The following is a 24,132-nucleotide window of genomic DNA, read 5'->3' on the forward strand; positions in this document are numbered from 1 at the left end:
CGAAATCGTTTATTCACGCTTCCACACTGATATTACGAAAATCCTTAAGTAGGTAATTGATTATAAATCACCCACAGTGTTTACAATGCTATAAGCATTTGTTACATTATATTCGAAATTATCAAATTGGTAAGACCAATTTACCAAGGTATTTGAAGGTAAAGCCAGTGGATTTAGATACCTAATAGCGCAATAATAAAGGATTTTATATGTCGATTCCGAGTATTAAAAAGCCGGTAAAGCAAGCTAAGTTGTCAGATATTATTTTGGCTCAGCTTGAGACTATGATCCTAGAAGGTAGTGTGAAGCCGGGCGAAAAATTACCGGCAGAGCGAGAACTGGCTAAACAGTTTGATGTTTCTCGTCCTTCGTTACGTGAAGCCATGCAAAAGTTAGAAGCAAAAAATTTAGTCACCCGTCGTCAAGGTGGCGGCACTTACGTTAGTGATAAAATTTTGAGTGGACTGTCAGACCCACTATTTGCCCTAATGGCGAACAATAAAGAATCGCAATTTGATTTATTAGAGTTTCGCCATGGTATTGAGGGTATGTCAGCCTATTATGCGGCGATGCGTGGTACGCAAGCTGATTTTGAAGAAATTCAACGCAAACATGACAGTATTGGCACCGCGCAATTAGATGACAATTACCGGCTTGAAGCTGAAGCGGTTTTTGGTTTTTACATCGCTATATGCGCCGCAAGCCACAATGCGGTTATTCTGCATTTAGCCCAGAGTATGGCGCCATTGTTGATTGACAATATTGAAAAGAATTTAACTATATTGGCTAAGCGACCTGACGTGTTTAGCCAAATATCTGATTATCGTACCCGTTTAATGAGTGCGATTGTCAGTGGCAAGCCCCAAATTGCTTGGGGAGCTAGCCATCGCCATTTAGCCTTCATTGAAGAAGTGCTATTAAAAATGTCGCAGGAAAATAGTCGTATGGAACGCTCAATACGCAGAATTAAACGACCGAAAACTGTCAGCAATTAAAAAATGAATGCTTGCCAAGTGCATGATGCATTAATTGAACGGTATAGGTGTGATAAAAAATTACTACGAATTAAGGTTATCTGTTTAATAACAGCTATCTTTAAACCACTAAATTTACTTAACAAACAACAACTGGAGACTAAGTAATTATGTCTGAGCTCCCAAATCTAGATATTGATTCAATGGAAACCCAAGAATGGTTAGAATCAATGGAGTCTGTGTTAGAAAACGAAGGGCCGGAACGCGCTCATTTTCTACTTGAAAAGTTAATCGATAGAGCCCGTCGTAGCGGTACACATTTACCGTTTGACGCCAAAACGGCTTATGTAAACACCATTCCTCCAGGGTTAGAGCCGCATATGCCGGCTGACCAAACCATAGAGTCACGTATTCGTTCTGCTATTCGTTGGAATGCGTTAGTCTTGGTATTGCGCGCCTCTAAAAAAGATTTAGATCTTGGTGGCCATATTGGCAGCTTTGCATCTTCTGCCATGTTATACGATGTTGGCTTTAACCATTTCTTTAGAGCCGCTTCTGAAAAAGATGGTGGCGACTTTATTTTTGCCCAAGGTCATATCTCTCCAGGTATTTACGCTCGTGCTTTTATGGAAGGACGATTAACCGAAGAGCAGATGAATAATTTCCGCCAAGAGTGTGATGGCAAAGGCTTATCGTCATATCCTCATCCGCATTTAATGCCAGACTTTTGGCAGTTTCCTACGGTTTCAATGGGCTTAGGTCCACTACAAGCTATTTATACCGCACGTTTTCTTAAATATTTAACGGACCGTGGTATTAAAGACTGTTCAGACCAACGGGTTTATTGTTTCCTAGGTGACGGTGAAACAGATGAGCCTGAATCACTAGGTGCTATCGGTTTAGCAACACGTGAAGGTTTAGATAACTTAACCTTTATTATCAACTGTAACTTACAGCGCTTAGATGGCCCTGTTCGTGGTAACGGTAAAATTATTCAAGAGCTTGAAGGCACATTTCGCGGCGCAGGCTGGGAAGTGGTAAAAGTTATTTGGGGTTCTTACTGGGATGCGTTAATTGCCCGTGACACTTCAGGTAAATTATTACAGTTAATGAGTGAAACCGTTGACGGTGAATACCAAAACTGTAAAGCCAAAGGGGGTAAATACACCCGCGAGAACTTCTTCAATAAATACCCAGAAACTGCTGCACTAGTGGCGAATATGTCAGATGAAGATATTTACCGTTTAAACCGCGGTGGTCATGATCCAGTGAAAGTTTATGCGGCTTATAAAAAAGCCCAAAACACTAAGGGTCGCCCAACCGTTATCTTAGCTAAAACGGTTAAAGGTTTTGGTTTAGGTGCTTCAGGTGAAGCCTTAAATATTGCCCATAACGTGAAGAAAATGGACCTTGATTCGCTGAAACATTACCGTAATCGTTTCAATATTCCAGTCAGTGATGAAAATATTGCTGATTTACCTTTCTTCAAGTTCTCAGAAGACAGTGAAGAATTTCAGTACATGAAAGCACGCCGTGAAGCCTTAGGGGGTTCATTACCTGCACGTCGTCAGCAAGCCGAAGAGTCACTTGATATCCCAGCATTAAAAATATTTGAGCCGATTTTAAAAGGCTCAGGTGAACGCGAAGTATCTTCAACCATGACTTTTGTTCGGGTACTTAACAGCTTATTAAAAGACAAGAAAATCGGTAAGCGTATTGTGCCTATTATTCCTGACGAAGCGCGTACTTTTGGTATGGAAGGTTTATTCCGCCAAGTGGGTATTTATGCTAGCGAAGGTCAAAAATATGTGCCACAAGATGCTGACCAAGTCGCTTATTACCGTGAAGACAAGAAAGGCCAAGTGTTACAAGAAGGGATTAACGAGCTAGGTGCTATGGCGTCTTGGGTTGCTTCAGGTACTTCTTATTCAACCTGTAACGCGACCACTATTCCATTCTACATTTACTACTCAATGTTTGGTTTCCAACGTGTGGGTGATTTAGCATGGGCCGCGGCTGATAGCCAAACGCGCGGTTTCTTATTAGGGGCTACTGCCGGTAGAACCACGCTTAATGGTGAAGGTTTACAACATCAAGATGGTCATTCACACGTGCAAGCGGGTTTAATTCCTAACTGTGTGACTTACGACCCAACTTACGGTTATGAAATTGCCGTTATTGTGCGTGAAGGTTTACGTCGTATGTATGAAGAGAATGAAAATATTTTCTTCTACTTAACGCTAATGAATGAAAACTATCAACATCCGGCTATGCCAGAAAACAAAACGGTTGAAGATGAAATCATTAAAGGTATTTACCAACTTGAACGCGTTGAAGCTAAAAAAGCTAAAGCGAATGTGCAATTAATGGGCTCAGGTACTATTTTACAAAAAGTGCGTCAAGCTGCACAAATTTTGTCAGCAGACTATGGTGTATCAAGTGACGTTTATTCAGTGACTTCGTTTAATGAATTAGCCCGTGAAGGCCAAGCAGTAACGCGCTGGAATATGCTACACCCAGAAAGTAAGCAACAAACAGCCTACCTTTCTAAGGTGATTACTAGCGATAAAGGCCCTGCGATTGCCGCAACTGATTATGTTAAAAACTATTCTGATCAAGTACGTGCTTATATCAATACTGAGTATCGTGTTCTAGGTACTGACGGTTTTGGTCGTAGTGACAGCCGTGATAACTTGCGTCAACATTTTGAAGTAGATCAAAACTACATTGTTGTTGCTGCGCTTTATGAACTGGCTAACCGTGGTGATATTAAACACGCCGTGGTGAGTGAAGCGATTAAACGCTTTAATATTAACGCTGACAAACTTAATCCGCTTTACGCGTAATTAAGACTAGATAAGGAATTAACAAATGTCTGATATTGAAAAAATTCTAGTCCCAGATGTCGGTGGCGATGAAGTAGAAGTTATCGAAATATGTTTTGCGGTCGGTGATAGTTTAGAAGCTGACGAAGGTATTATTACGGTTGAAACAGATAAAGCCTCAATGGATATTCCAGCTCCGTTTGCTGGTGAACTTGTTGCCCTGTCAGTTAAAGTGGGCGATAAGATCAAAGAAGGTGATGTTATTGGTGAGATGAAAGGTACGGCAACAGAATCGACTGCAGCGCCAGCAGAAGTTGAAGTTGAAGCTGAGCCAGAAGCTGAAGCAGTAAAAGCACCTGCACCTGCAGCCGAACCAACGCCAGAAAAAGCGCCTGTTGCGGCTGCCAGTAGTGAAGTGATCGACATCGTGGTACCTGATATTGGTGAAGATGGTGAAGTTGACGTGATTGAAGTCTTGGTAGCTGTTGGTGATGTTATTGAAGCTGAAGATGGCTTGATCACCTTAGAAACTGATAAAGCGACTATGGATGTACCGTCACCGCATGCTGGGACGGTAAAAGAAGTCTTCATTAATACCGGTGATAAAGTTAAGCAAGGCTCTATTGTTATTAAACTTGAAACTTCATCGGGTGCATCGGGTGCACCTGTTGACCTTGATGAGCCAGTAGCAGAACCTGTAGCAGCACCAGTAGCGGCTCCTGTAGCAGCACCGGCGGCTAAAAAGCCAGCGCCAGTGCCACATCACCCACAAGTGGGTCTAACCAATGCGGGTGCTATTTATACTTCACCTTCAATTCGTCGTTTAGGGCGTGAATTTGGTGTTGATTTATCAGTAGTTAAAGGTACTGGTCGTAAAAACCGTATTTTAAAAGAAGATGTGCAGTCATATGTTAAATATGAATTGTCTCGTCCAAAAGCGAATGCGGGTAGTTCAGTAGCGGCTGGAGAAGGTGGTTTACAAGTTGTTAGCGCGAAACAAATTGATTTTTCTAAGTTTGGTGAAGTTGAAACGAAGGCACTAACACGTATTCAGAAAATCTCTGGACCATTTTTACATCGTAACTGGGTCACTATTCCACATGTTACCCAATTTGATGAAGCTGATATCACTAATGTTGAAGCCTTCCGCAAAGAGCAAAACGTTATTTGTGAAAAGCAAAAGCTGGGTTTTAAAATTACGCCACTGGTGTTTATTTTAAAAGCGGCGGCAGATGCACTGCGTACTTTCCCAGTATTTAACTCTAGTTTGAGTACAGATGGTGAAAGTTTGATCCTTAAAAAGTATATTCACATTGGTGTTGCAGTTGATACACCTAATGGCTTGGTTGTGCCCGTTGTACGTGATGTTGATCAGAAAGGTATTCACCAGTTGTCACGTGAATTACTTGAAATCAGCATGAAAGCACGAGACGGCAAGCTAAAAGCAAATGATATGCAAGGCGGTTGTTTTACTATTTCAAGCCTTGGCGGTATTGGTGGTACAGCATTTACGCCAATTGTTAACGCGCCAGAAGTAGCGATTTTAGGTGTTTCTAAATCAGAAATGAAACCTAAGTGGAATGGTAAAGACTTTGAGCCTAAGTTAATGTTGCCACTGTCTATGTCTTACGACCATCGTGTAATTGACGGCGCGTTAGCGGCGCGGTTTACTGTGCACCTAGCGGGCGTAATGAGTGACATCAGAAAACTCATTTTATAAGTTACCTGAATAAGTCAGTGAGATAAGATAAAGTGGGTAAAGTCATTAATTTTCACTTTACCCACTTTTTGCTAATATTTACTGATTTAAAGATGGCGATCTTAGTGCGCTTTAAGTAAGATCGTAAACAAGTATAATAGAGTAATATGCTGAAAATATTAATGGTTAACGCTGTTAATAAAAGCTCGGCAAATATAGGCTGGCAACACCAGCAATAAACACATAAATTTTTGAGGTTAGCATGAGTAACGATATTAAAACTCAAGTAGTAGTTTTAGGTGCAGGTCCTGGCGGCTATTCAGCAGCATTTCGCGCAGCAGATTTAGGTTTAGACGTAGTGATAGTTGAAAACCGTGAAACGCTTGGTGGCGTGTGTTTGAATGTGGGTTGTATCCCATCAAAAGCACTTTTACACGTAGCTAAAGTTATTGACGATGCAGCAGCAATGGCATCTCATGGCGTTACTTTTGGTGCACCTAAAATTGATTTAGACAAAATTCGTGGCTGGAAAGAAAGTGTTGTTGGTCAATTAACCGGTGGTTTAGGCGGTATGGCTAAAGCACGTAAAGTTAAAACGGTATTTGGTTACGGTAAATTTACTTCAGACAAAACCGTTGAAGTAGAAGGCGCTGATGGTAAAACGACGATCACTTTTGATAATGCGATTATTGCCGCAGGTTCATCAGTGGTTAATTTACCTTTCGTCCCTACTGAAGACCCACGTGTTATAGACTCAACCGGTGCTTTAGAGCTGAAAGATATACCCGGCGAAATGTTAGTACTTGGTGGTGGCATTATTGGCCTAGAAATGGGTACAGTTTATAGAGCCTTAGGTTCAAAGGTTTCAGTGGTAGAGTTTGCTGACCAGTTAGTTCCCGCTGCCGATAAAGATATTGTTCAAGCTTACACTAAGTTTAACAGTAAAAAGTTCAACATCATGTTGTCAACCAAAGTGGTTGCCGTTGATGCGAAAGATGACGGCTTGTATGTTACTTTTGAAGGTAAAAATGCTCCGAAAGAACCAGTACGTTACGACAAAATTTTAATGGCTGTTGGCCGTAAGCCAAACGGTCACTTAGTTGCTGCAGATAAAGCGGGTGTTAATGTTGATGAACGTGGCTTTATCAACGTAACTAATGAGTTACGTACTAACGTTGCTCATATCTTTGCTATTGGTGATGTTATTGGCCAACCTATGCTTGCGCATAAAGCGGTACATGAAGGACATTGCGCTGCTGAAGTTATCTCTGGTAAGAAACATACTTTTGAACCGCGTTGTATTCCATCAGTGGCTTATACCGACCCAGAAATGGCTTGGGCTGGCGTAACAGAACGTGAAGCAAAAGAGCAAGGCTTAAATGTTGAAGTGTCTAACTTCCCTTGGGCTGCTTCTGGTCGTGCTATTGCTTCTGCGCGTACTGAAGGTAAAACTAAAATGATTTTCGACAAAGAAACTGGCCGTGTTTTAGGTGGTGCTATTGTCGGTATCAACGCCGGTGAAATGTTAGGCGAAATTTGTTTAGCAATTGAAATGGGTGCAGATGCTGAAGATGTTGGTTTAACTATTCATGCTCACCCAACCTTAAATGAATCAATTGGCCTAGCGGCAGAGATTTTTGAAGGTTCAATCACTGATTTACCGAACGCGAAAGCAGTGAAAAAGAAAAAATAATTAGTTAATGTAACCTTTAACTTAACTGTTAAGTTCATTAATTGAAAAGCCAGCAACACTGCTGGCTTTTTTGTGTTTTAATTTTGGCTATAGCCATAGGCTTTATCTGTGATTATACTTATACCAATCTCACTAATTATCTGATCATTTTTACGGGTGAAAATAACCCACTACTGCGTTATTTATTTAATAATTAGCACAACTAGTTATTAAATAAATGCCTTATATTTGGCCATTTTTCCTGCGTATAAAGTAGACCACCTAATTAATGAAATTGGTATTATAATGTTTTCGCTTAAAAATACATTAGCCTGCATTTTTAAGTGGAACAGGTATAACGGCTGGTGCTAAAATTAACTTTTTTATAAGGAGATTTAGATGATGAAAAAATCAATCTGCCTATTGTTAGCTCTTTTGTTAACGGCATGTGCGAACAATATTAATACCCCCAACGGCGCCTCTCAGTGGGACTTTGATCATCAAGTGCAATTTAAACAAACCGACTTAAAAAATGGTAAATACCACCTACAAGTCATCACAAAACAAAGTACAGAATTTAGTAAATTAGCCACTTTTCTTATGCGACAATCATTACGACTATGCAAAAGTTATGGTTTTAAAATTGAAGTGCTAGAAGGTGTTGAGCGCTTTGATGATAAATTGTCATTTCCTAATATGATCATGCCGTCTTTATCAGCCAATATTGAATGTCCTGCTTCATAATATAATGCCACCAATCGCACTGATTTTATGATCATTTTACCTGGTTAAAACAACTCACTACTGCGTTATTTACTGACTAATTAGAACAACTCGTTAGTACAGTAAATAGCTTATATTGGTTTGTTTTCGCTGCCTATAAAGTAGAGCAGATAATTAATGAAACGGGTGTTAGCAAATAATAATTACTGAATAGGCATAAAAAAAGGGCTACTTTAGCGCATGGTAAAGTAGCCCTTTTGCTTAATCGTTTTTAGCTATTTGCTTTCAGCTCTTAAAAGATATGAGCCTAGCTAGGATCAGCAATGTTAACAGCAACTGATGCTGGCGTTGTTAATGCTTCAAGCGGCGGAGCAAAGTCTGTTAGGTTAATACCGTCTACAGCGCTTTTGTACTCGGCCAAGGTAGGGAAACGACCCAGCATAGACGAAAGTACAACTAACGGCGTAGAACCTAATAATGACTCACCTTTTTTCTCAGTGGTATCGGCTACCACACGACCTTGGAATAAACGTGTTGACGTTGCAATAACGGTATCACCAGGTTCAGCTTTCTCTTGGTTACCCATACATAAGTTACAACCAGGGCGTTCTAAGTACATAATGTTTTCATACTTAGTACGGGCGGTATTTTTAGGCACAGCATCGTCAAATTCGAAGCCAGAATACTTCTGTAGTATTTCCCAATCACCTTCCGCTTTAAGCTCATCAACAATGTTGTATGTTGGTGGCGCGATAACTAAGGGTACTTTGAATTCAATTTTGCCATTTTGCTTTTCAATATTACGGAACATTTGCGCGATAATTTGCATATCGCCTTTATGTACCATACAAGAACCAACAAAAGCTAAATCAACCGTTTTATCTTTGTAGAAAGAAACAGGGCGAATAACGTCATGCGTGTAACGCTTAGAAACGTCGTCGTTATTTACATCTGGATCGGCAATCATAGGTTCGTCAATTAGGTCTAAATCAACAACGACTTCAGCGTAATATTTAGCATTTTCATCTGGTGTTAATGCCGGTGTTTCGCCTGACTTAATGCCGGCAATACGTTGGTCAGCTAAAGCGATTAAACCGTTAAGGGTTTTCGCTGCGTTTTCCATACCTTTGTTGATCATGATTTGGATGCGTTTTTTCGCTAATTCAAGAGAGCCAATTAAGGTGTCATCTTGAGAAATACAGATTGAAGCTTTTGCTTTCATTTCTGCAGTCCAATCGGTAAAGGTAAAGGCTTGGTCAGCTAATAAAGTACCAATATGTACTTCAATAACACGGCCTTGGAAAACGTTGTCGCCAAATTGCTTAAGCATTTGCGCTTGCGTTGAATGCACAACGTCACGGAAATCCATGTATTTTTTCATGTGACCTTTAAAGGTCACTTTTACTGATTCAGGGATTGGCATAGACGCTTCACCTGTAGCAAGTGCCAGTGCAACAGTACCTGAGTCGGCACCGAAGGCTACACCTTTTGACATACGCGTATGTGAGTCACCGCCAATGATAATGGCGCGGTCATCAACCGTGATATCATTTAAAACTTTGTGAATAACGTCAGTCATTGCATGGTATTCACCTTTCGGGTCACGGGCAGTGATAAGGCCAAAAGCATTCATAAAGCTCATCAGCTTAGGAATATTAGCTTTTGCTTTACTATCCCAAACAGACGCTGTGTGACAACCTGATTGGTAAGCACCGTCAACGATTGGAGAAATAGTTGACGCAGCCATTGCTTCTAGCTCTTGGCATGTCATTGGGCCTGTTGTGTCTTGAGAACCGACAATATTGACTTTAACACGAACGTCAGAGCCTGCATGTAATGCATTTTTAGAGGTTACACCGACCGCGTTTCTATTGAATATTTTTTCAACTGCGGTTAAGCCTTGACCTTCGATTGACATTTCCTTGGCAAGTGCAAAAACTGCTGGCGCTGTAATACCTAAGGTTTCAGCGGCGAAAGTTTGAAGTTTTTTACCAAAGACAACGGCGTAAGAACCGCCTGCTTTCATGAATTCTACTTTCTGCGGCGTAAAAGCTGAAGAAACATCAACAAGCTCTTTGTCGCCGTTGTATAGCTTCATCGCTTTAGTATCGATAGTTAATACTGTTCCGGTCGCTACTGAGTAAGCTTGTTCTAATACAGAATCGCCATTTTCGTCAACAACAGCTTTGCCACTTGCATCGACTTTCTTAACCCAGTTTTTAAGATCAAGACCAATGCCGCCAGTAACATCTACTGTCGTTAAGAAAATGGGAGAAATACCATTAGTACCAGCAACCACAGGGGCAATATTAATAAAAGGTACGTATGGACTGCCTTGTTTACCTGCCAACAGTGCCACGTTGTTAACACCCGACATACGAGATGAACCGACACCCATAGTGCCTTTTTCAGCAATTAACATCACTTTCGCGTTAGGATACTTAACTTGTAATGCTTTTATTTCTTCTTGAGCTTCTGGAGTGCTCATGCATTGGCCGTGCAATTCACGGTCAGCACGAGAGTGAGCCTGATGGCCAGGAGATAATAAATCTGTTGAGATATCACCTTCACCAGCAATATAAGTCACTAGGTCAATTTTTTCTGCTATTTCTGGTAACTTTGTAAAAAACTCAGCTTGTGCGTAGCTTTCAAGAATGTCTTTGGCAATGGCATTATTGGCTTTAAATGCTTCTTCAAGACGAGCAGTATCTGCTTCATATAAAAAAACTTGAGTTTTTAATACTTCTGCTGCAGGTTTTGCCACTGATAAGTCGTCAGAAAATGCTAAGCTAAGTAGCACTTCTACTGAAGGACCACCTTTCATGTGAGAAAGTAATTCAAAAGCAAAGGCTACTGGAATTTCAGCAACAACACATTCACCCAGAATAATTTCTTTTAAGAACTTGGCTTTTTCACCCGCAGCACTTGTTGTACCTGGCAAGGTATTATAGATAAAGAAATTAAGTGAATCAGCTCTGTGCGCATTATCTTGATCTTTAATTTGTTCGATAATTTCAGCTAATAACTCAGCACCATCAATTGGCTTAGGTGCTAGTCCTAATTCGTTTTTACGATTTTCAATCTCTGCTATATATTCTAGATACAGGCTCATTAAATTCTCTCTTCTTTAGCGATATTATTACTAATAACATTTACTAATAATTGTTATTAGTAGGACAAATTATACCCCCTAGTTTACCTGATTTTATGCTGACTACGAATCATTAGATTAAATAAGCATTATTCACCACTGTTATAGTTAATAGACGATATAGTTATATTGGTTATGTTGGTGTTATTATCAGTTATTAGCCGTTGTTAGCAGGATAAAAAAGCACGGCAATGGCATTAGTTAGTAGAAAAGTCTAATTTGCTAGCGGCTGATAATTTCCTATATTAGAGACTAGTTATAGTAAGCATCTATTGACGCTGTTTAATTTTGACCTAACCATCAATAGATAGAACATTAAATTTTAATCTCAGATACTTAACAACGCTGTCCTAGCCTTGATAATCAAATTATCGAGTCAAACCAAAAGTCATATTAAGTATCACTTATCTTATTAGGTGAATATTGTGCTTCAAGAATATCGCAACCATATAGCAGAACGTGCCGCTGAAGGTATTGTACCTAAAGCGTTAGACGCGGAACAAACCGCAGCATTAGTCGAATTAATTAAAAAGCCACCGGCAGGTGAAGCCGCATTTCTTATCGACTTATTAACCAACCATATACCCGCGGGTGTTGATGAGGCGGCCTATGTCAAAGCCGGTTTTTTAGCGGCTGTTACTCGAGGTGAAGTGACTTCAGCAATTTTAAGCCCTGAACAAGCAACGCAATTATTAGGCACCATGTTGGGCGGCTATAACATTCAACCCATGATTGAGCTGTTAGACCATGATAAATTGTCGGTCACTGCGGCGAAAGGTTTATCCAATACCATATTAATGTTTGATGCTTTTCATGATGTGCAAGAAAAAGCTGAGGCGGGTAATGTGGCGGCCAAGCAAGTGATGCAGTCTTGGGCTGATGCCCAATGGTTTACGAGTAAAGAAAAAGTAGCGGAAAAAATCACCGTTAAAGTCTTTAAAGTCACAGGTGAAACTAACACTGATGACTTGTCACCTGCACCTGATGCTTGGTCTCGCCCTGACATTCCATTACACGCTAAAGCCATGCTTAAAATTGAACGTGAAGGTATTACACCTGACGAAGATGGTGTGGTGGGTCCTATCGCGCAACTGGCAGAAATGCAAAAAGACGGCATTCCATTGGCTTATGTTGGTGATGTTGTCGGTACGGGCTCTTCACGTAAGTCTGCCGCCAACTCAGTGCTCTGGTTTATGGGCGACGATATCGCCTATATTCCAAACAAGCGCAGTGGTGGTATTTGTTTAGGCGGTAAAATTGCCCCTATTTTCTATAACACTATGGAAGACTCAGGTGCGCTACCGATTGAATTAGACGTGCAAAAAATGCATATGGGTGATGTGATAGACATTTATCCTTATGAAGGTGTAGTTAAAAATGCCGCTGGTGAGGTAATTTCAACATTTACATTAAGCGCAGTATTGTTAGATGAAGTGCGGGCTGGTGGGCGTATTCCCTTGATTATTGGTCGTGGTTTAACCGGCCGTGCGCGTGAAGCATTAGGTTTGGAAATAACAGATTTATTTGCCACACCCCTTGACCCTGCTGTTTCGACTAAAGGTTATACTTTAGCGCAGAAAATGGTTGGCAAAGCCTGTGGTGTTACTGGTGTTCGCGCGGGTCAATACTGTGAGCCTAAAATGACGACCGTAGGCTCGCAAGATACTACTGGGCCAATGACCCGTGATGAGTTAAAAGATTTAGCCTGTTTGGGCTTTTCTGCTGATTTAACCATGCAGTCTTTTTGTCATACCTCGGCTTACCCTAAACCGGTTGATGTAGTGACTCATCACACGCTACCTGATTTTATGATGAATCGTGGTGGTGTCTCGCTTCGCCCTGGTGACGGCGTTATTCACTCGTGGTTAAACCGTATGTTGCTACCTGATACTGTAGGTACAGGTGGTGATTCACATACCCGCTTCCCTTTAGGTATTTCATTTCCTGCCGGCTCTGGTTTAGTGGCATTTGCCGCGGCAACCGGTGTTATGCCATTGGATATGCCTGAGTCGGTTTTAGTGCGTTTTAAAGGTGAAATGCAGCCTGGTATTACCTTACGTGACTTAGTGCATGCCATTCCTTATTACGGTATTAAAAAGGGTTTATTAACCGTTGCAAAAGCCGGTAAAGTTAATGAATTTTCTGGTCGTGTGTTAGAAATTGAAGGGCTTAAAGGCTTGTCGGTTGAGCAAGCCTTTGAATTGTCAGATGCCTCAGCTGAGCGTTCAGCGGGTGGTTGTTCAATCAAGCTAGAAGAGGCAGCGGTTAGCGAGTATTTAAACTCTAATATTGTGATGTTAAAGTGGATGATCAGTGAAGGTTATGGTGATGTTCGTACCATTACGCGTCGTATTAAAGGCATGGAAGCTTGGTTAGCCAATCCTTCATTAATGGCAGCAGATAGCGATGCTGAATATGCCCACATTATTGACATTGATTTAGCCGATATTAAAGAGCCAATTGTTTGTTGTCCCAATGATCCTGATGATGCGAAATTATTATCAGAAGTGGCGGGGGTTGCCATTGATGAAGTTTTCATCGGCTCATGTATGACCAACATTGGCCATTTTCGCGCAGCAGGAAAACTGATTGAGAAATTTGGCAAAACCTTACCGACCCGTTTATGGGTGGCTCCACCAACGAAAATGGATAGAGACCAACTTACGGCTGAAGGTTACTATAGTATTTATGGTAAAGCGGGCGCACGTATCGAAACGCCAGGCTGCTCATTGTGTATGGGTAACCAAGCACGGGTTGAAGAAAAATCAACCGTGCTTTCAACCTCGACACGTAACTTCCCTAACCGTTTAGGTAATGGCGCTAATGTTTATTTAACCTCGGCAGAATTAGCTGGTGTGGGGGCAATTTTAGGTAAGCTACCTTCAGTTGAAGAGTACATGCAATATGCGTCACAAATCGATGCAACGGCCGCTGATACTTACCGTTACTTGAACTTTCATCAAATGGAAAGTTATACGAGTAAAGCCGATAAAGTCATTTTACAAGTAGAAGCCTAATTTGATACCTGTTTGTTGTGATAGCAATAAATAACGGCGTGAGCCGTGCTTATCTCGTACCAATATAAGTACGCTAGGCTCTGCGCTTTTACTGGGTTATTTCACCCTATAGCTTATATTTCATAGTAAACAGCCCATGCAAACCCCTGTTGATGATTATAATCAACAGGGGTTTTTTTATTGATAGCTTAAGTTGAACAGTTGATAAATTTATCGCTAATCTAAGGTCTTTTTAAAGCGCAGTACCGCCAGCATTAAGCCTAGCAGGGTAAAGCTCATTAGCCATAACATGTCAAAAGTCATATCCACTACCGCAACATCACGTAAAACTACCCCACGAATTAATCGAATGAAGTGCGTGGCAGGTAAGCCCTCAGCGATATATTGCGCTACTTCTGGCATACCTTCGTAAGGAAACATAAAACCAGATAATAATATCGAAGGCAGTAAAATAAACACCGTCATTTGCATCGATTGTAGTTGGTTTTTTGCCAAGGTAGAAATAACTAATCCTAACACCAAGCTAGCGCAAATAAAGAGTAAAGTAGCGAAAGTTAATTGCCATAAACTGCCATTAATAGGCACGTTAAAAAAGAAATGTCCTAAGCCTAAAATAATGCTCACTTGAATAGCGCCAATAAAAATATAAGGAAATATTTTCCCTATCATGAGCTCAGTCGAGGCTAAGGGTGTGGTAATTAATAGCTCCATATTACCGCGCTCTCGTTCTCGTACAATCGCGGCTGAGGTGAACATGATCATGGTCATGGTGAGTATAATCGCCACCAAGCCAGGAACAGTATTGACCACACTACGTTGTTCAGGATTATATAATAAAGTGACTTCAAAGGTTGGGATATTACGATTCACCGGCTTGTCTAATAACTCGGCTAAGGGCATGTTGCGTAAACTTTTTATGCTGCCAGCAATGGCGGTGTCAGAGCCATCAACTAACCACTGCGCAATAGGGCGGCTGGTTTCTTCATCGCTTGCGGGGGGTAATCCAAAGCCAATAGCAGAATGGCGTACTAAGCGCTGAGCAACATCTTTGGGGATAATTAATACCGCCCGCACATCGCCTCTGTCAATGGCTGCTTGCGCTTGGGGTAACGAATGATAATGGCGGGTAAAATTAACGATACTCGTCGCGGTAATGGTTTGTTGTAAGACACGACTTAAGGCGGTTTGGCTTTGATCGACTATGCCGACGGGGATATGGCGAATATTGCTATTAATGGCAAAAGCAAATAATAACAATTGCACTAAGGGGATCATGATCACCATGCCAAAGGTCATTCGATCACGTCTAAGCTGAATTAATTCTTTGATAATAATGGCTTGAATTCTCAATAAGGATATCATAACTGAGCCTTACTGGCCTGTGATGCTGGCATAAGATGCTTATTTGTTGATAAGACAAAAACATCTTCAAGACTGGCTCTAACGATGTTGAGTTCTGCCTTGCTAGAGATAATACGGCTATGCTTTAAAAAGGCGATAGGGTCAACAATGCTTTTATTGATTAATACCCGTAAATGAGCGCCAAGCTGTGATGCAGACACCACCTCAGGTAAGGCGATTAATTGTTGTTTTAACTGCCTAAGATTATCGGTTGATACTTCAATCACATTAGCCGGCATGTCAGCCATTAATTGTGCCGGTGAATCATCAGCGCGTTTAATGCCATTGTCTAAAATAGCTAATTTATGGCAGCGTTCAGCTTCATCCATATAATGGGTTGATACTAAAATAGTGATGCCTTGATCGCATAAATCAAATAACTGCTCCCAAAATTCACGACGATTTTCAGGGTCTACCGCAGATGTTGGTTCATCTAAAAATAATAATTTAGGTTTATGCATTACCGCACACGCCAGTGCTAAGCGTTGTTTTTGTCCACCACTTAAGCTGCCGGCTAATTGCTTTTTAAGTTTTGCTAATTGATAAATACTGATGAGCTCATCGAGGCGAGCTTTTTGTTCTTTGGGTGTTAAACCGTAAACGCGAGCAATAAACTGCATGTTTTCCTTGATGGTTAAGTCATCATACAAAGAAAATTTTTGTGTCATGTAACCTATTTGTCTCCGTAAGCTTTCTGCATCTTGAGGTAAATGACAGCCTAAGACGTTAACTGTGCCAGCACTAGGTTTCAATAAACCGGTAAATAAACGAATTGCGGTGGTTTTTCCTGAGCCATTAGGGCCAAGAAAACCATAAATACGTTGCTTTTCTACCTGTAAATTCAATGAAGAAACCGCGGTCACTGAGCCAAATTTACGGGTTAAATTATTGGCATCAATCGCTAACTCAGTCATTAGCGCTCACTTAGGGAGGTTTTTTGTCGTGAAACTTTACTGGGTAAGACGACTTGTGCAGGAATGCCACTAGGTAAATCAGCGGCGTTATCAGGCAGTATAATTTCAGCCAAGTACATTAAGTTAGCGCGCTCGGCTTGATTAAGTGCGTAATAAGGGGTGAATGCTGGCTCGGTAGCTACCCAGCGAACGTGACCCAGTAGCGGTTGCGCTAAACCGTCAACGTAGACAGTTAATTGATCACCAATATGGACATGAACGCGGTAAGGCTCAGGTATATAAACGCGTGCAAAAGGTGCTTTACCCGCAAGCACAATAGCCACTGGGCTACCTGCAGTGACTCGTTCACCTAAGTTCCACGGTAAGTTATCTAAAATACCATCACGTTTTGCGGTAATGGTTAAATTACTGAGATTTTTTTGCTCACGGGTTAACATCGCAATATTGGTTGCTAACACAGCTTCAGCAATGGCTAAATCTTCAATGCGGGTACCATTAACTAATTGTCGTAATAGCTCTTTGGCACTGTTAAGCCTAGCTAAACTTTCATCGCGCAGCGCTAGATCATTATCAAGCGTCGCTTGACTGGTTAAATTAGACTTTATTAGGCTTAGTGTTCTGGTGTAATTTGCCTTACTTTGTATCAATGCCGCTTTAGCGCCAGCCACATTAGCTTGTGCCGCAGCAACTTCTTCTGCACGAGCACCATTATGCGCTTTGTTTAAATTTGCTTGTGCTTGTTGTACCTGTGCTTGTGCTTTGGCGACTAAGGCTTTTTGTAAGTCATTATCAAGCTTTACCAGTACCATGCCTTTAGTGACCTGACTACCTGCGCTAACAGGTAGGTCGGTGATCACTTCACTAACGGTGGCGGTATGAGCAATGCGGTCGCGCTCTAATGTGCCTAATGCGACATTTTTTTGATCCTTGTTACATGCGATTAAAAGTAAAAAAACAAAGCTGACTACTATTTTATTAGACATGGCTATTATCTTCCTGAAACAGCTGATGAATTTGATGATGAATATTTAGTATACGCTGTAAGCTTCTTAGTTTAAGGACTTATTGTTTAAGGACTTATTCTGGAACTACTTTTGAGTGTAACTGTGATTAAAAGTTGTGCACAATAAAAGTTTGGTTTGATGTTTACTGGCGCTGAAAAATTTTGCTTGAGGGTTAATGCGATTATCGCAGCTAAGTTGACAAAATTATCTCGCTTGTTATCTACCTAGCTTATTTCTTATTTAGCTTAGTCCTTAGTTAGTCTAGCTCTTAGTGAATCTATTTTTTACCTAGTTTAACCTTGACTTTTTTCATGTGCTCGCGAAAGCTTTTATCAAATTTTGACTCCCCACAGCTAAAAAACTGTCTTGATGATCCTTCACTTAGGCCATAGGCGCTCAAATCCTGAGTTATCGAGCATCTGCCGTCGTCACCCTTGGTAATGGCTATACCTGCGCCCATATTTTTAGTATTTTTTTCACGTGTTTGTGCTTCATCTTTTAATGGTACTGAATGAGGCACCGTCTTTACGTCGGTATTAAAGATAGAAGGCGGTTGATCGCTTTGATAAGGATTTTCGGTATTGGATACTGAATCTTGATTAAGTTTACTGCGCAGCCTTTGTAATTGCATGAAACTATCTAGCTTTCTTCTCGTGGGCTCTGGTAACGGCTTTGGTTGTGACCTTTTAGGCCGCACTTTAGGTAATTCGATTACCTTGCTTATTGTATCGTTAAAGGGTTTTTCGAGTGCTTTATCAAGTGTTTTATCGATAAGTTTTTCTGTGTTTTTAGGTTTTGATGCATGTTTCGTTTTCGCATTTTCATGATCTTTTTTGGCCGCAGTAAGGTCTTCAATGAGTATTTCTTTTTCTAGCGGTTTTGTTTTAATGGCCTTTAGCTCGGTTTTATCTAACTTGGGTGCATAATAGATGAAGCTTTTTATTGGCGCATGCTTCGAGGGTGATTTTACTATTTTTTGTTTGTCCGACGGTGTTACGAACATAACAAAAAGTATTAGGCTATGAACAATTAGAGATAATAAAACGGCGGTGAAAGTTCCTTTTTGCACAACAATATAAATATCAGATAAATAGACTGGTAATTTATAGACGTTGTAACCCAATTTAAGTTCAATGGTAATTTACCCGAGTGACTGCTTGCTAATATAGGGGCTAGATGTATCAGATTGAACCATAGATAAGAAAAATATCATTGCTAGAACATGTGTTTTAGCTCATGGCGGCTTTACCAACGAGATATAGCCGTCTATAGCACTCATCTGTACTAATTATACTCAGCGATACTGGTTGAATTACCATTTTTAATGTGATGATAAAAAATAGTAAACAAGTGCGCGTAATCTCGTGTTAAAAACTATGATTTTGCTACAATTAAGCTGCGACAGCAATTCGCTAAACATCGTAAAGTTAAGGTGTAGCTTTTCTTGAAAATATGGTGACTATTTTATTAATAGCACTGGTGTTTTTAAGCCTAACTGGAAGCACTGCTGCTGGCGCAAAGTAACCATTACCCGTCTTAATACTAAATTGGCTTTAATCACTCTTGCTAAGTGGCCAGTGATATAATCCGTTTGTTATAAATAGGGCTTTCCCAAAGATTTTTCAAAATGAGGTATGTATGGAATATCAATTTATAAAGGATCCAATAACCGGTGGCGCCATGGCTAAGTTTTCACTTGAGCATGAAGTCATCGGACCTTGGTTAGAAGTTGAAGTGGGCGCTGACCCGGTAAAGTTGGCAAATTTATTATCTGCACTTTCCGAGATTGAACAAGAGAAAAAATTGGAGGTCACCATAGCCGGTAGTGAATATACCGTGGTTTTTAATCGTGGCGATGTCACAGTGCAAACCAATGCCAGCATGAATGGGGTCGAGGTGTTGCCAGAGGACCTGATGGAAGAAGACATTGATTTTGATCAACATGACTCATCGTCTTGTGGGCGTGAAGATTTTCGTGAAATATTATTGTCTTGGGCAAAGTTTCTTAATAAATAGTTATAACTTATAGCCTGGTTGACTTATCAGGCTATAAGTTATTATTATTACTATCTTATTAAGATAGTAATAATAATAATATAAACGTCCTTGGCATAGCCTTTATTAAACTTGAATTGAGAATTGTGATGAACTCTGCGCTTGAAAATAACCACAAAAAAAACCAACGCATGATCCCACTACGCTTCGTATTAGCCCCCATCGCTATCATTTTAGTCGCTGTTATCGGCTTAATTATTTTTACGGTTTTGTCACCTAAACCGGCGAAAAAACCTGTCATTATTAAAGCGCCGCTGGTGGAAGTTAAAAATATTGCCAGACAAGATGTTGGTTTTGTTATTGCCAGCCAAGGTAGTGTTTTACCTAGTACACAAACTCAGCTAATTTCGGAGGTTTCTGGACAAATAACCTTTGTAAACGAGAAGTTTAATATCGGTGGGTTTTTTACTCAAGGTGAGGTGTTATTGAGTATTGATGACATTAATTACCAAGTGGCATTATTACAAGCACAGTCGCAATTAGATGCTGCTAAAGCGCTGTTGATTGAAGAGCAAGCGAAAAAAGATCAGGCAGAAGAGCAATGGCTGTTAACCAAAAGAGCTTTGTCTGAAGCGCCAGTACTTGCTTTGCGCTTACCGCAATTACAAAAAGCGCAAGCTGATATCAAAGCCGCAAAAGCCAATGTTATTGGCGCAGAAGTCAAGCTAGCGCGTACTAAAATAATCATACCTTATGATGCAATAGTAAAAGAAAAACAAGTAGATATAGGTCAATATGTCTCTATGGGTTCGGCCTTAACAACCATATTTGCCGTTGATTATGCTGAAGTTAGGTTACCCATCAAGCCGCGTGATGTCGGCTTTTTGAATTTACCAAAAATTAATGCCAAGCAAAGCAGTCGCTCAACCGTTGATATTTACACTAAAGTCAATGGCACTGAGCATCGTTGGGCGTCAAACTTAACGCGTTATGAAGGCGAGGTGGACAGTCGAAGTCGTGTGCATTATGTGATTGCTCAAATTGATGACCCCTATAGTGTTTTATCATCGAGTAAACACCAAGAACTGCGGGTTGGCAGCTTTGTTAATGCCAAGATTTCAGGCAAAGAAGTGAAAGATATTGTCACTATTCCCCGTGATGCCTTACATGGCGCCAATAGAGTTTACTTAGTAGACAAAGACAATAAACTGCATATTCAAGAAATTAATATCTTACGCAACGATGCTACTTATGTTTATAGCCATGACACCTTTGGCGCCGGCTTTCGATTGGTCACCACTCAAATGGAGACTCCTGTCGAGGGCATGGCGCTACGTGTGTTGGAAGAGCTAAAAGATACGTCAAAAGCCCCAAGCGAAGATAGCATTACCAAGGTGCAAGGTAACGACGAATGAGCGAGTTGACTCAAGCCCATAACGACGAAAAACACACAGGTATTATTGCTTGGTTTGCGCACAATAGTGTCGCGGCTAATCTCTTGATGGTGTTTATTTTAGTGGCAGGGTACTTTTCTTATCAGGGCATTAATAAAAAAATGTTTCCTGAGTTTAACGCTAATAGTATTCAGGTCATGGTGCCTCATTTAGGTGCAGCACCAGAAGAAGTTGAACAATCAGTCATTTTAAAAGTTGAAGAAGCATTAGAAGATATTGAAGGTATAAAGCGTATTAAAGCAACGGCTAGAGAAGGTGTGGGTATTGTCACTATTGAATTGCAATCAGGCTATTCAATGTCAGAAAAACTTGATGAAGTGCAAATGCAAGTCGACGCCATTACCACCTTCCCCGAGCAAGCTGAAAAACCGATAGTCACTAAACAAGAGTTTAAAGGTCAGGTGATGTGGTTGTCGGTTAGTGGCTCAATGGAGCGACGCGCCCGACAAGTGATGGCGCAAAATATTCGTGATGAAATCATGGCATTACCCAGTGTGAACAGCGCTGAAATTGTTGGTAACCGTGACTATGAAATTAGTATTGAAGTGTCTGAAGAAAAACTACAAGAGTACCAACTGACCTTTGACGACATTACTCAGGCGGTGCGTCTTTCATCGTTAGACATGCCCGGTGGCACGATTAAAGCGCGCGGTGGTGATATTTTGCTGCGCACAGAAGGCCAAGCCTACACAGGACATGAATATGGCGACTTAGTGTTGCGTACCCATGTTGATGGTACGCGCTTAGTGCTTTCAGACATTGCTAACATTAACGATGGCTTTGTTGAGCAAGCAGACTTTGCCACCTTTGATGATGAAAACACGTCAAGCATTATGGTGCAGTCAACCGGTGATCAAAATGATTTAGAGATTGCTGCCCAAGTGCGAGGCTACGTTGATGAAAAAAATCAGCAATTACCTAAAGGCGCGAGATTAACCGTTTGGGGAGATAGCTCATATTATCTGTCTGAGCGCTTAGACATGATGATTGACAATATGTTGATGGGAGCGTTTTTAGTCTTTATCGTATTAGCGCTGTTTTTAAGAATAAAAATCGCTTTTTGGGTGATGTTAGGGATTCCCATTAGTTTTTTTGGTGCCTTGTTAATGATGCCATTATTAGGTGAATGGTCGGTATCAATTAACATGCTGAGCTTATTCGCCTTTATCATGGTACTGGGGATTGTGGTAGACGATGCCATTGTGATTGGTGAAAGTGCTTATGCCGAAATTGAGAAATATGGTCATTCTCGCGATAATATTATTCGCGGTACCATGCGCGTAGCCATGCCAGCAACTTTTGGTGTGCTAACTACCATAGCGGCATTTACACCGTTATTGTTTATTGATGCCACTTTCGCCGCCTTTTTCCGTTCTATTTCTATTGTGGTGAGTTTTTGCTTAATATTTTCACTGATTGAATCAAAGTGGATATTGCCAGCCCATTTATCGCACATGAAATATGTCCCGTTAAGCGCTGAAAATTCAAATTTTCTTGAGCGTTTTCAAATGCGCTTTAAGGAAAAACTTGAAAACTTTATTCATACTGTTTACCAGCCTTTTCTTGAAAAGGCCTTAATTGCCCGTTACAACACCATGGCAATATTTGTGGCGACTTTAATCTTGTCCATTAGCCTTATTACCGGAGCGTTTGTTAAATTAGAAGTGTTCCCTAATATTCCAAGCGACTTTATTCAAGGCAATCTTATTATGGTGGACGGCTCTCCTGCGCATCAACGTAATAAAGCGATAGCACAAATAGAGAAAGCGGTTAAGACCATATCGAAACAAAATAAGTATAATGGCATCAGTTTTATTAAGCATAAAATGATCTTCACTAACGGTAATACCGTTGCCAATGTATTGTTAGAATTAGTCAAACCCGATCAACGTGAGCTCGACGCTTATCAAATAGAGAAACTTTGGCGAGATGAAATTGGTGAAATTCCAGGCGCTAAAGAGTTACGCTTTTTTGCCGGCACTAATGCTGGCGGTGGTGCCGCGATTGAGTTTCAGCTAACCGGTCAAAATGATACTGAACTTGAAGCGGCCGCTGAGGCTATTCAGGCGCAACTGAATAGTTATGATGGTGTTTACGATGTCCGACATTCTTTTAGCCGGGGCAGCCAAGAAATTAAACTTAGTATCAAGCCAGAAGCAGAAGTACTGGGCTTAACCTTGTCGAACTTAGCCAAACAAGTCAGGCAAGCATTTTATGGTGATGAAGCACAGCGTATTCAACGTGGCCGTGATGAGTTGAAAGTCATGGTGCGTTATCCTGAAGCTAGCCGTTTATCGGTATCTGATCTAGAAGATATGTGGATTAGGACACCTCAAGGTGAAAAAGTGCCATTTTATCAAGTGGCTGATATTGAAATAGGCCAAGGTTTTTCCACTATTACCCGTATTAACCAGAAGCGTTCAATCACCATTTCAGCTGATATTGACAGCGATAAGGTTGAATCAAGAAAAGTGGTCAGTGAAATGAATGATGATTATATTCCTGAAATTTTAGCGGACTATCCCAGTGTGGAATACGGTGTTGAAGGGGCGAGTAAAGATCAAGCTGATTTCTTATCTCAACTCGGCTTTGCCGCCATTGGTGCGATGTTTTTGATTTATGGTTTAATCGCTATTCCAACTAAGTCATATAGCCAACCCTTGGTGATTATGTCGGTGATCCCTTTTGGTATTATCGGTGCCATTATCGGCCATTGGTTGCTGGGTCGTACGATCAATATGATGTCGATGTTTGGCTTTATTGCTTTAACTGGGGTTGTTGTTAACGACAGTTTAATCATGGTCGACTTTATCAATAAAGCGAAAGGGTCGGGTATGCGAATGTTCGACATTGTGAGTCAAGCGGGTACTCAACGATTTAGGGCGATATTACTCACCTCACTGACCACTTTTTTTGGTGTTTTTCCGTTATATTTTGAACAAAGCTTACAAGCCCAGTTTATTATACCTATGGCGATTTCATTAGGTTTTGGTATTGTTTTTGCAACTGTGATCACACTGTTTTTGATCCCGGCGCTTTATTTGATTAAAGAAGATATCGCTAGTCTCTTTAGAAAGCGACCAGAGATCGGGGTTGAAACAACGCCGAATTAATAGTTTTTAGCGGTAAGTTTAAAGCTGTCAGCTGTCAGATACTGCTAACTTGCAGTTGGTTTTTATTTTTACTAATAGCTTGAAATTCAAATAGACAGCTGCTTTTAGCGATAAGTTTAAAGCTGTCAACTACTGCTAACTTGCAGTGGTGTTTATTTTTACTGACAGCTTATCACTTCAAACTGATAGC

14 protein-coding genes are annotated in these 24,132 nt (G+C 40.7%); 9 read left to right on the forward strand and 5 right to left on the reverse strand.

The annotated features are described in order from the left end of the window. The first annotated feature begins 224 nt into the window (after positions 1-224). The 5 genes from pdhR to H4J54_RS14310 all read left to right on the forward strand — a co-directional run bounded on the left by pdhR (position 225) and on the right by H4J54_RS14310 (position 7,914). Entirely contained in the window at positions 225-995 is a 771-nt protein-coding gene (gene pdhR, locus H4J54_RS14290; RefSeq protein WP_182191725.1) for a pyruvate dehydrogenase complex transcriptional repressor PdhR, read from the forward strand. Between the two features lie 149 nt (positions 996-1,144). After that, a complete protein-coding gene (gene aceE / locus H4J54_RS14295; protein WP_182191651.1) occupies positions 1,145-3,820 on the forward strand; it encodes a pyruvate dehydrogenase (acetyl-transferring), homodimeric type in 2,676 nt (891 codons plus the stop codon). A 25-nt stretch (positions 3,821-3,845) separates the two neighbouring features. Beyond that, on the forward strand, positions 3,846-5,519 hold the full coding sequence (gene aceF / locus H4J54_RS14300) for a dihydrolipoyllysine-residue acetyltransferase (RefSeq protein ID WP_182191652.1): 1,674 nt from the start codon (positions 3,846-3,848) through the stop codon (positions 5,517-5,519). A gap of 241 nt (positions 5,520-5,760) precedes the next feature. Then, complete coding sequence (lpdA, locus tag H4J54_RS14305; RefSeq protein ID WP_182191653.1) at positions 5,761-7,191, forward strand: dihydrolipoyl dehydrogenase; 1,431 nt, start codon at positions 5,761-5,763, stop codon at positions 7,189-7,191. 378 nt (positions 7,192-7,569) lie between these two features. Further along, a complete protein-coding gene (locus H4J54_RS14310) occupies positions 7,570-7,914 on the forward strand; it encodes a hypothetical protein (protein WP_182191654.1) in 345 nt (114 codons plus the stop codon). A gap of 286 nt (positions 7,915-8,200) precedes the next feature. Here H4J54_RS14310 and H4J54_RS14315 read toward each other — a convergent pair whose 3' ends face one another. Further along, entirely contained in the window at positions 8,201-11,005 is a 2,805-nt protein-coding gene (locus H4J54_RS14315) for a bifunctional aconitate hydratase 2/2-methylisocitrate dehydratase (protein WP_182191655.1), read from the reverse strand. Between the two features lie 464 nt (positions 11,006-11,469). On the opposite strand from H4J54_RS14315, the gene acnB reads away from it, so the two are divergent. Continuing rightward, on the forward strand, positions 11,470-14,061 hold the full coding sequence (acnB, locus tag H4J54_RS14320) for a bifunctional aconitate hydratase 2/2-methylisocitrate dehydratase (protein WP_182191656.1): 2,592 nt from the start codon (positions 11,470-11,472) through the stop codon (positions 14,059-14,061). Positions 14,062-14,277: 216 nt separating this feature from the next. Here the strand turns inward: acnB and H4J54_RS14325 are convergent, their stop codons facing one another. The 4 genes from H4J54_RS14325 to H4J54_RS14340 all read right to left on the reverse strand — a co-directional run bounded on the left by H4J54_RS14325 (position 14,278) and on the right by H4J54_RS14340 (position 18,383). Continuing rightward, a complete protein-coding gene (locus H4J54_RS14325) occupies positions 14,278-15,423 on the reverse strand; it encodes an ABC transporter permease (protein WP_182191657.1) in 1,146 nt (381 codons plus the stop codon). Beyond that, complete coding sequence (locus tag H4J54_RS14330) at positions 15,420-16,376, reverse strand: ABC transporter ATP-binding protein (RefSeq protein ID WP_182191658.1); 957 nt, start codon at positions 16,374-16,376, stop codon at positions 15,420-15,422. The genes H4J54_RS14325 and H4J54_RS14330 overlap by 4 nt, the downstream gene beginning before the upstream one ends. Continuing rightward, positions 16,376-17,359: an HlyD family secretion protein gene (locus tag H4J54_RS14335; protein WP_182191659.1), complete on the reverse strand. Its 984-nt coding sequence runs from the start codon at positions 17,357-17,359 to the stop codon at positions 16,376-16,378. Before H4J54_RS14335 ends, H4J54_RS14330 begins: the two co-directional genes overlap by 1 nt. A 298-nt stretch (positions 17,360-17,657) precedes the next feature. Next, the gene (locus tag H4J54_RS14340; RefSeq protein ID WP_182191660.1) at positions 17,658-18,383 is read right to left on the reverse strand and encodes a hypothetical protein; all 726 of its coding nucleotides are present in this window, start codon (positions 18,381-18,383) and stop codon (positions 17,658-17,660) included. Between the two features lie 635 nt (positions 18,384-19,018). On the opposite strand from H4J54_RS14340, the gene H4J54_RS14345 reads away from it, so the two are divergent. The 3 genes from H4J54_RS14345 to H4J54_RS14355 all read left to right on the forward strand — a co-directional run bounded on the left by H4J54_RS14345 (position 19,019) and on the right by H4J54_RS14355 (position 23,942). Next, entirely contained in the window at positions 19,019-19,396 is a 378-nt protein-coding gene (locus H4J54_RS14345; protein WP_182191661.1) for a YacL family protein, read from the forward strand. A gap of 128 nt (positions 19,397-19,524) precedes the next feature. Then, positions 19,525-20,790: an efflux RND transporter periplasmic adaptor subunit gene (locus tag H4J54_RS14350; RefSeq protein ID WP_182191662.1), complete on the forward strand. Its 1,266-nt coding sequence runs from the start codon at positions 19,525-19,527 to the stop codon at positions 20,788-20,790. Then, positions 20,787-23,942, forward strand: a complete 3,156-nt coding sequence (locus H4J54_RS14355) for an efflux RND transporter permease subunit (RefSeq protein ID WP_182191663.1) — start codon at positions 20,787-20,789, stop codon at positions 23,940-23,942. Before H4J54_RS14350 ends, H4J54_RS14355 begins: the two co-directional genes overlap by 4 nt. The last annotated feature ends 190 nt before the right edge of the window (positions 23,943-24,132 follow it).

The sequence above is a fragment of the Colwellia sp. MB3u-8 genome (assembly GCF_014076985.1).
Taxonomy (GTDB): domain Bacteria; phylum Pseudomonadota; class Gammaproteobacteria; order Enterobacterales; family Alteromonadaceae; genus Cognaticolwellia.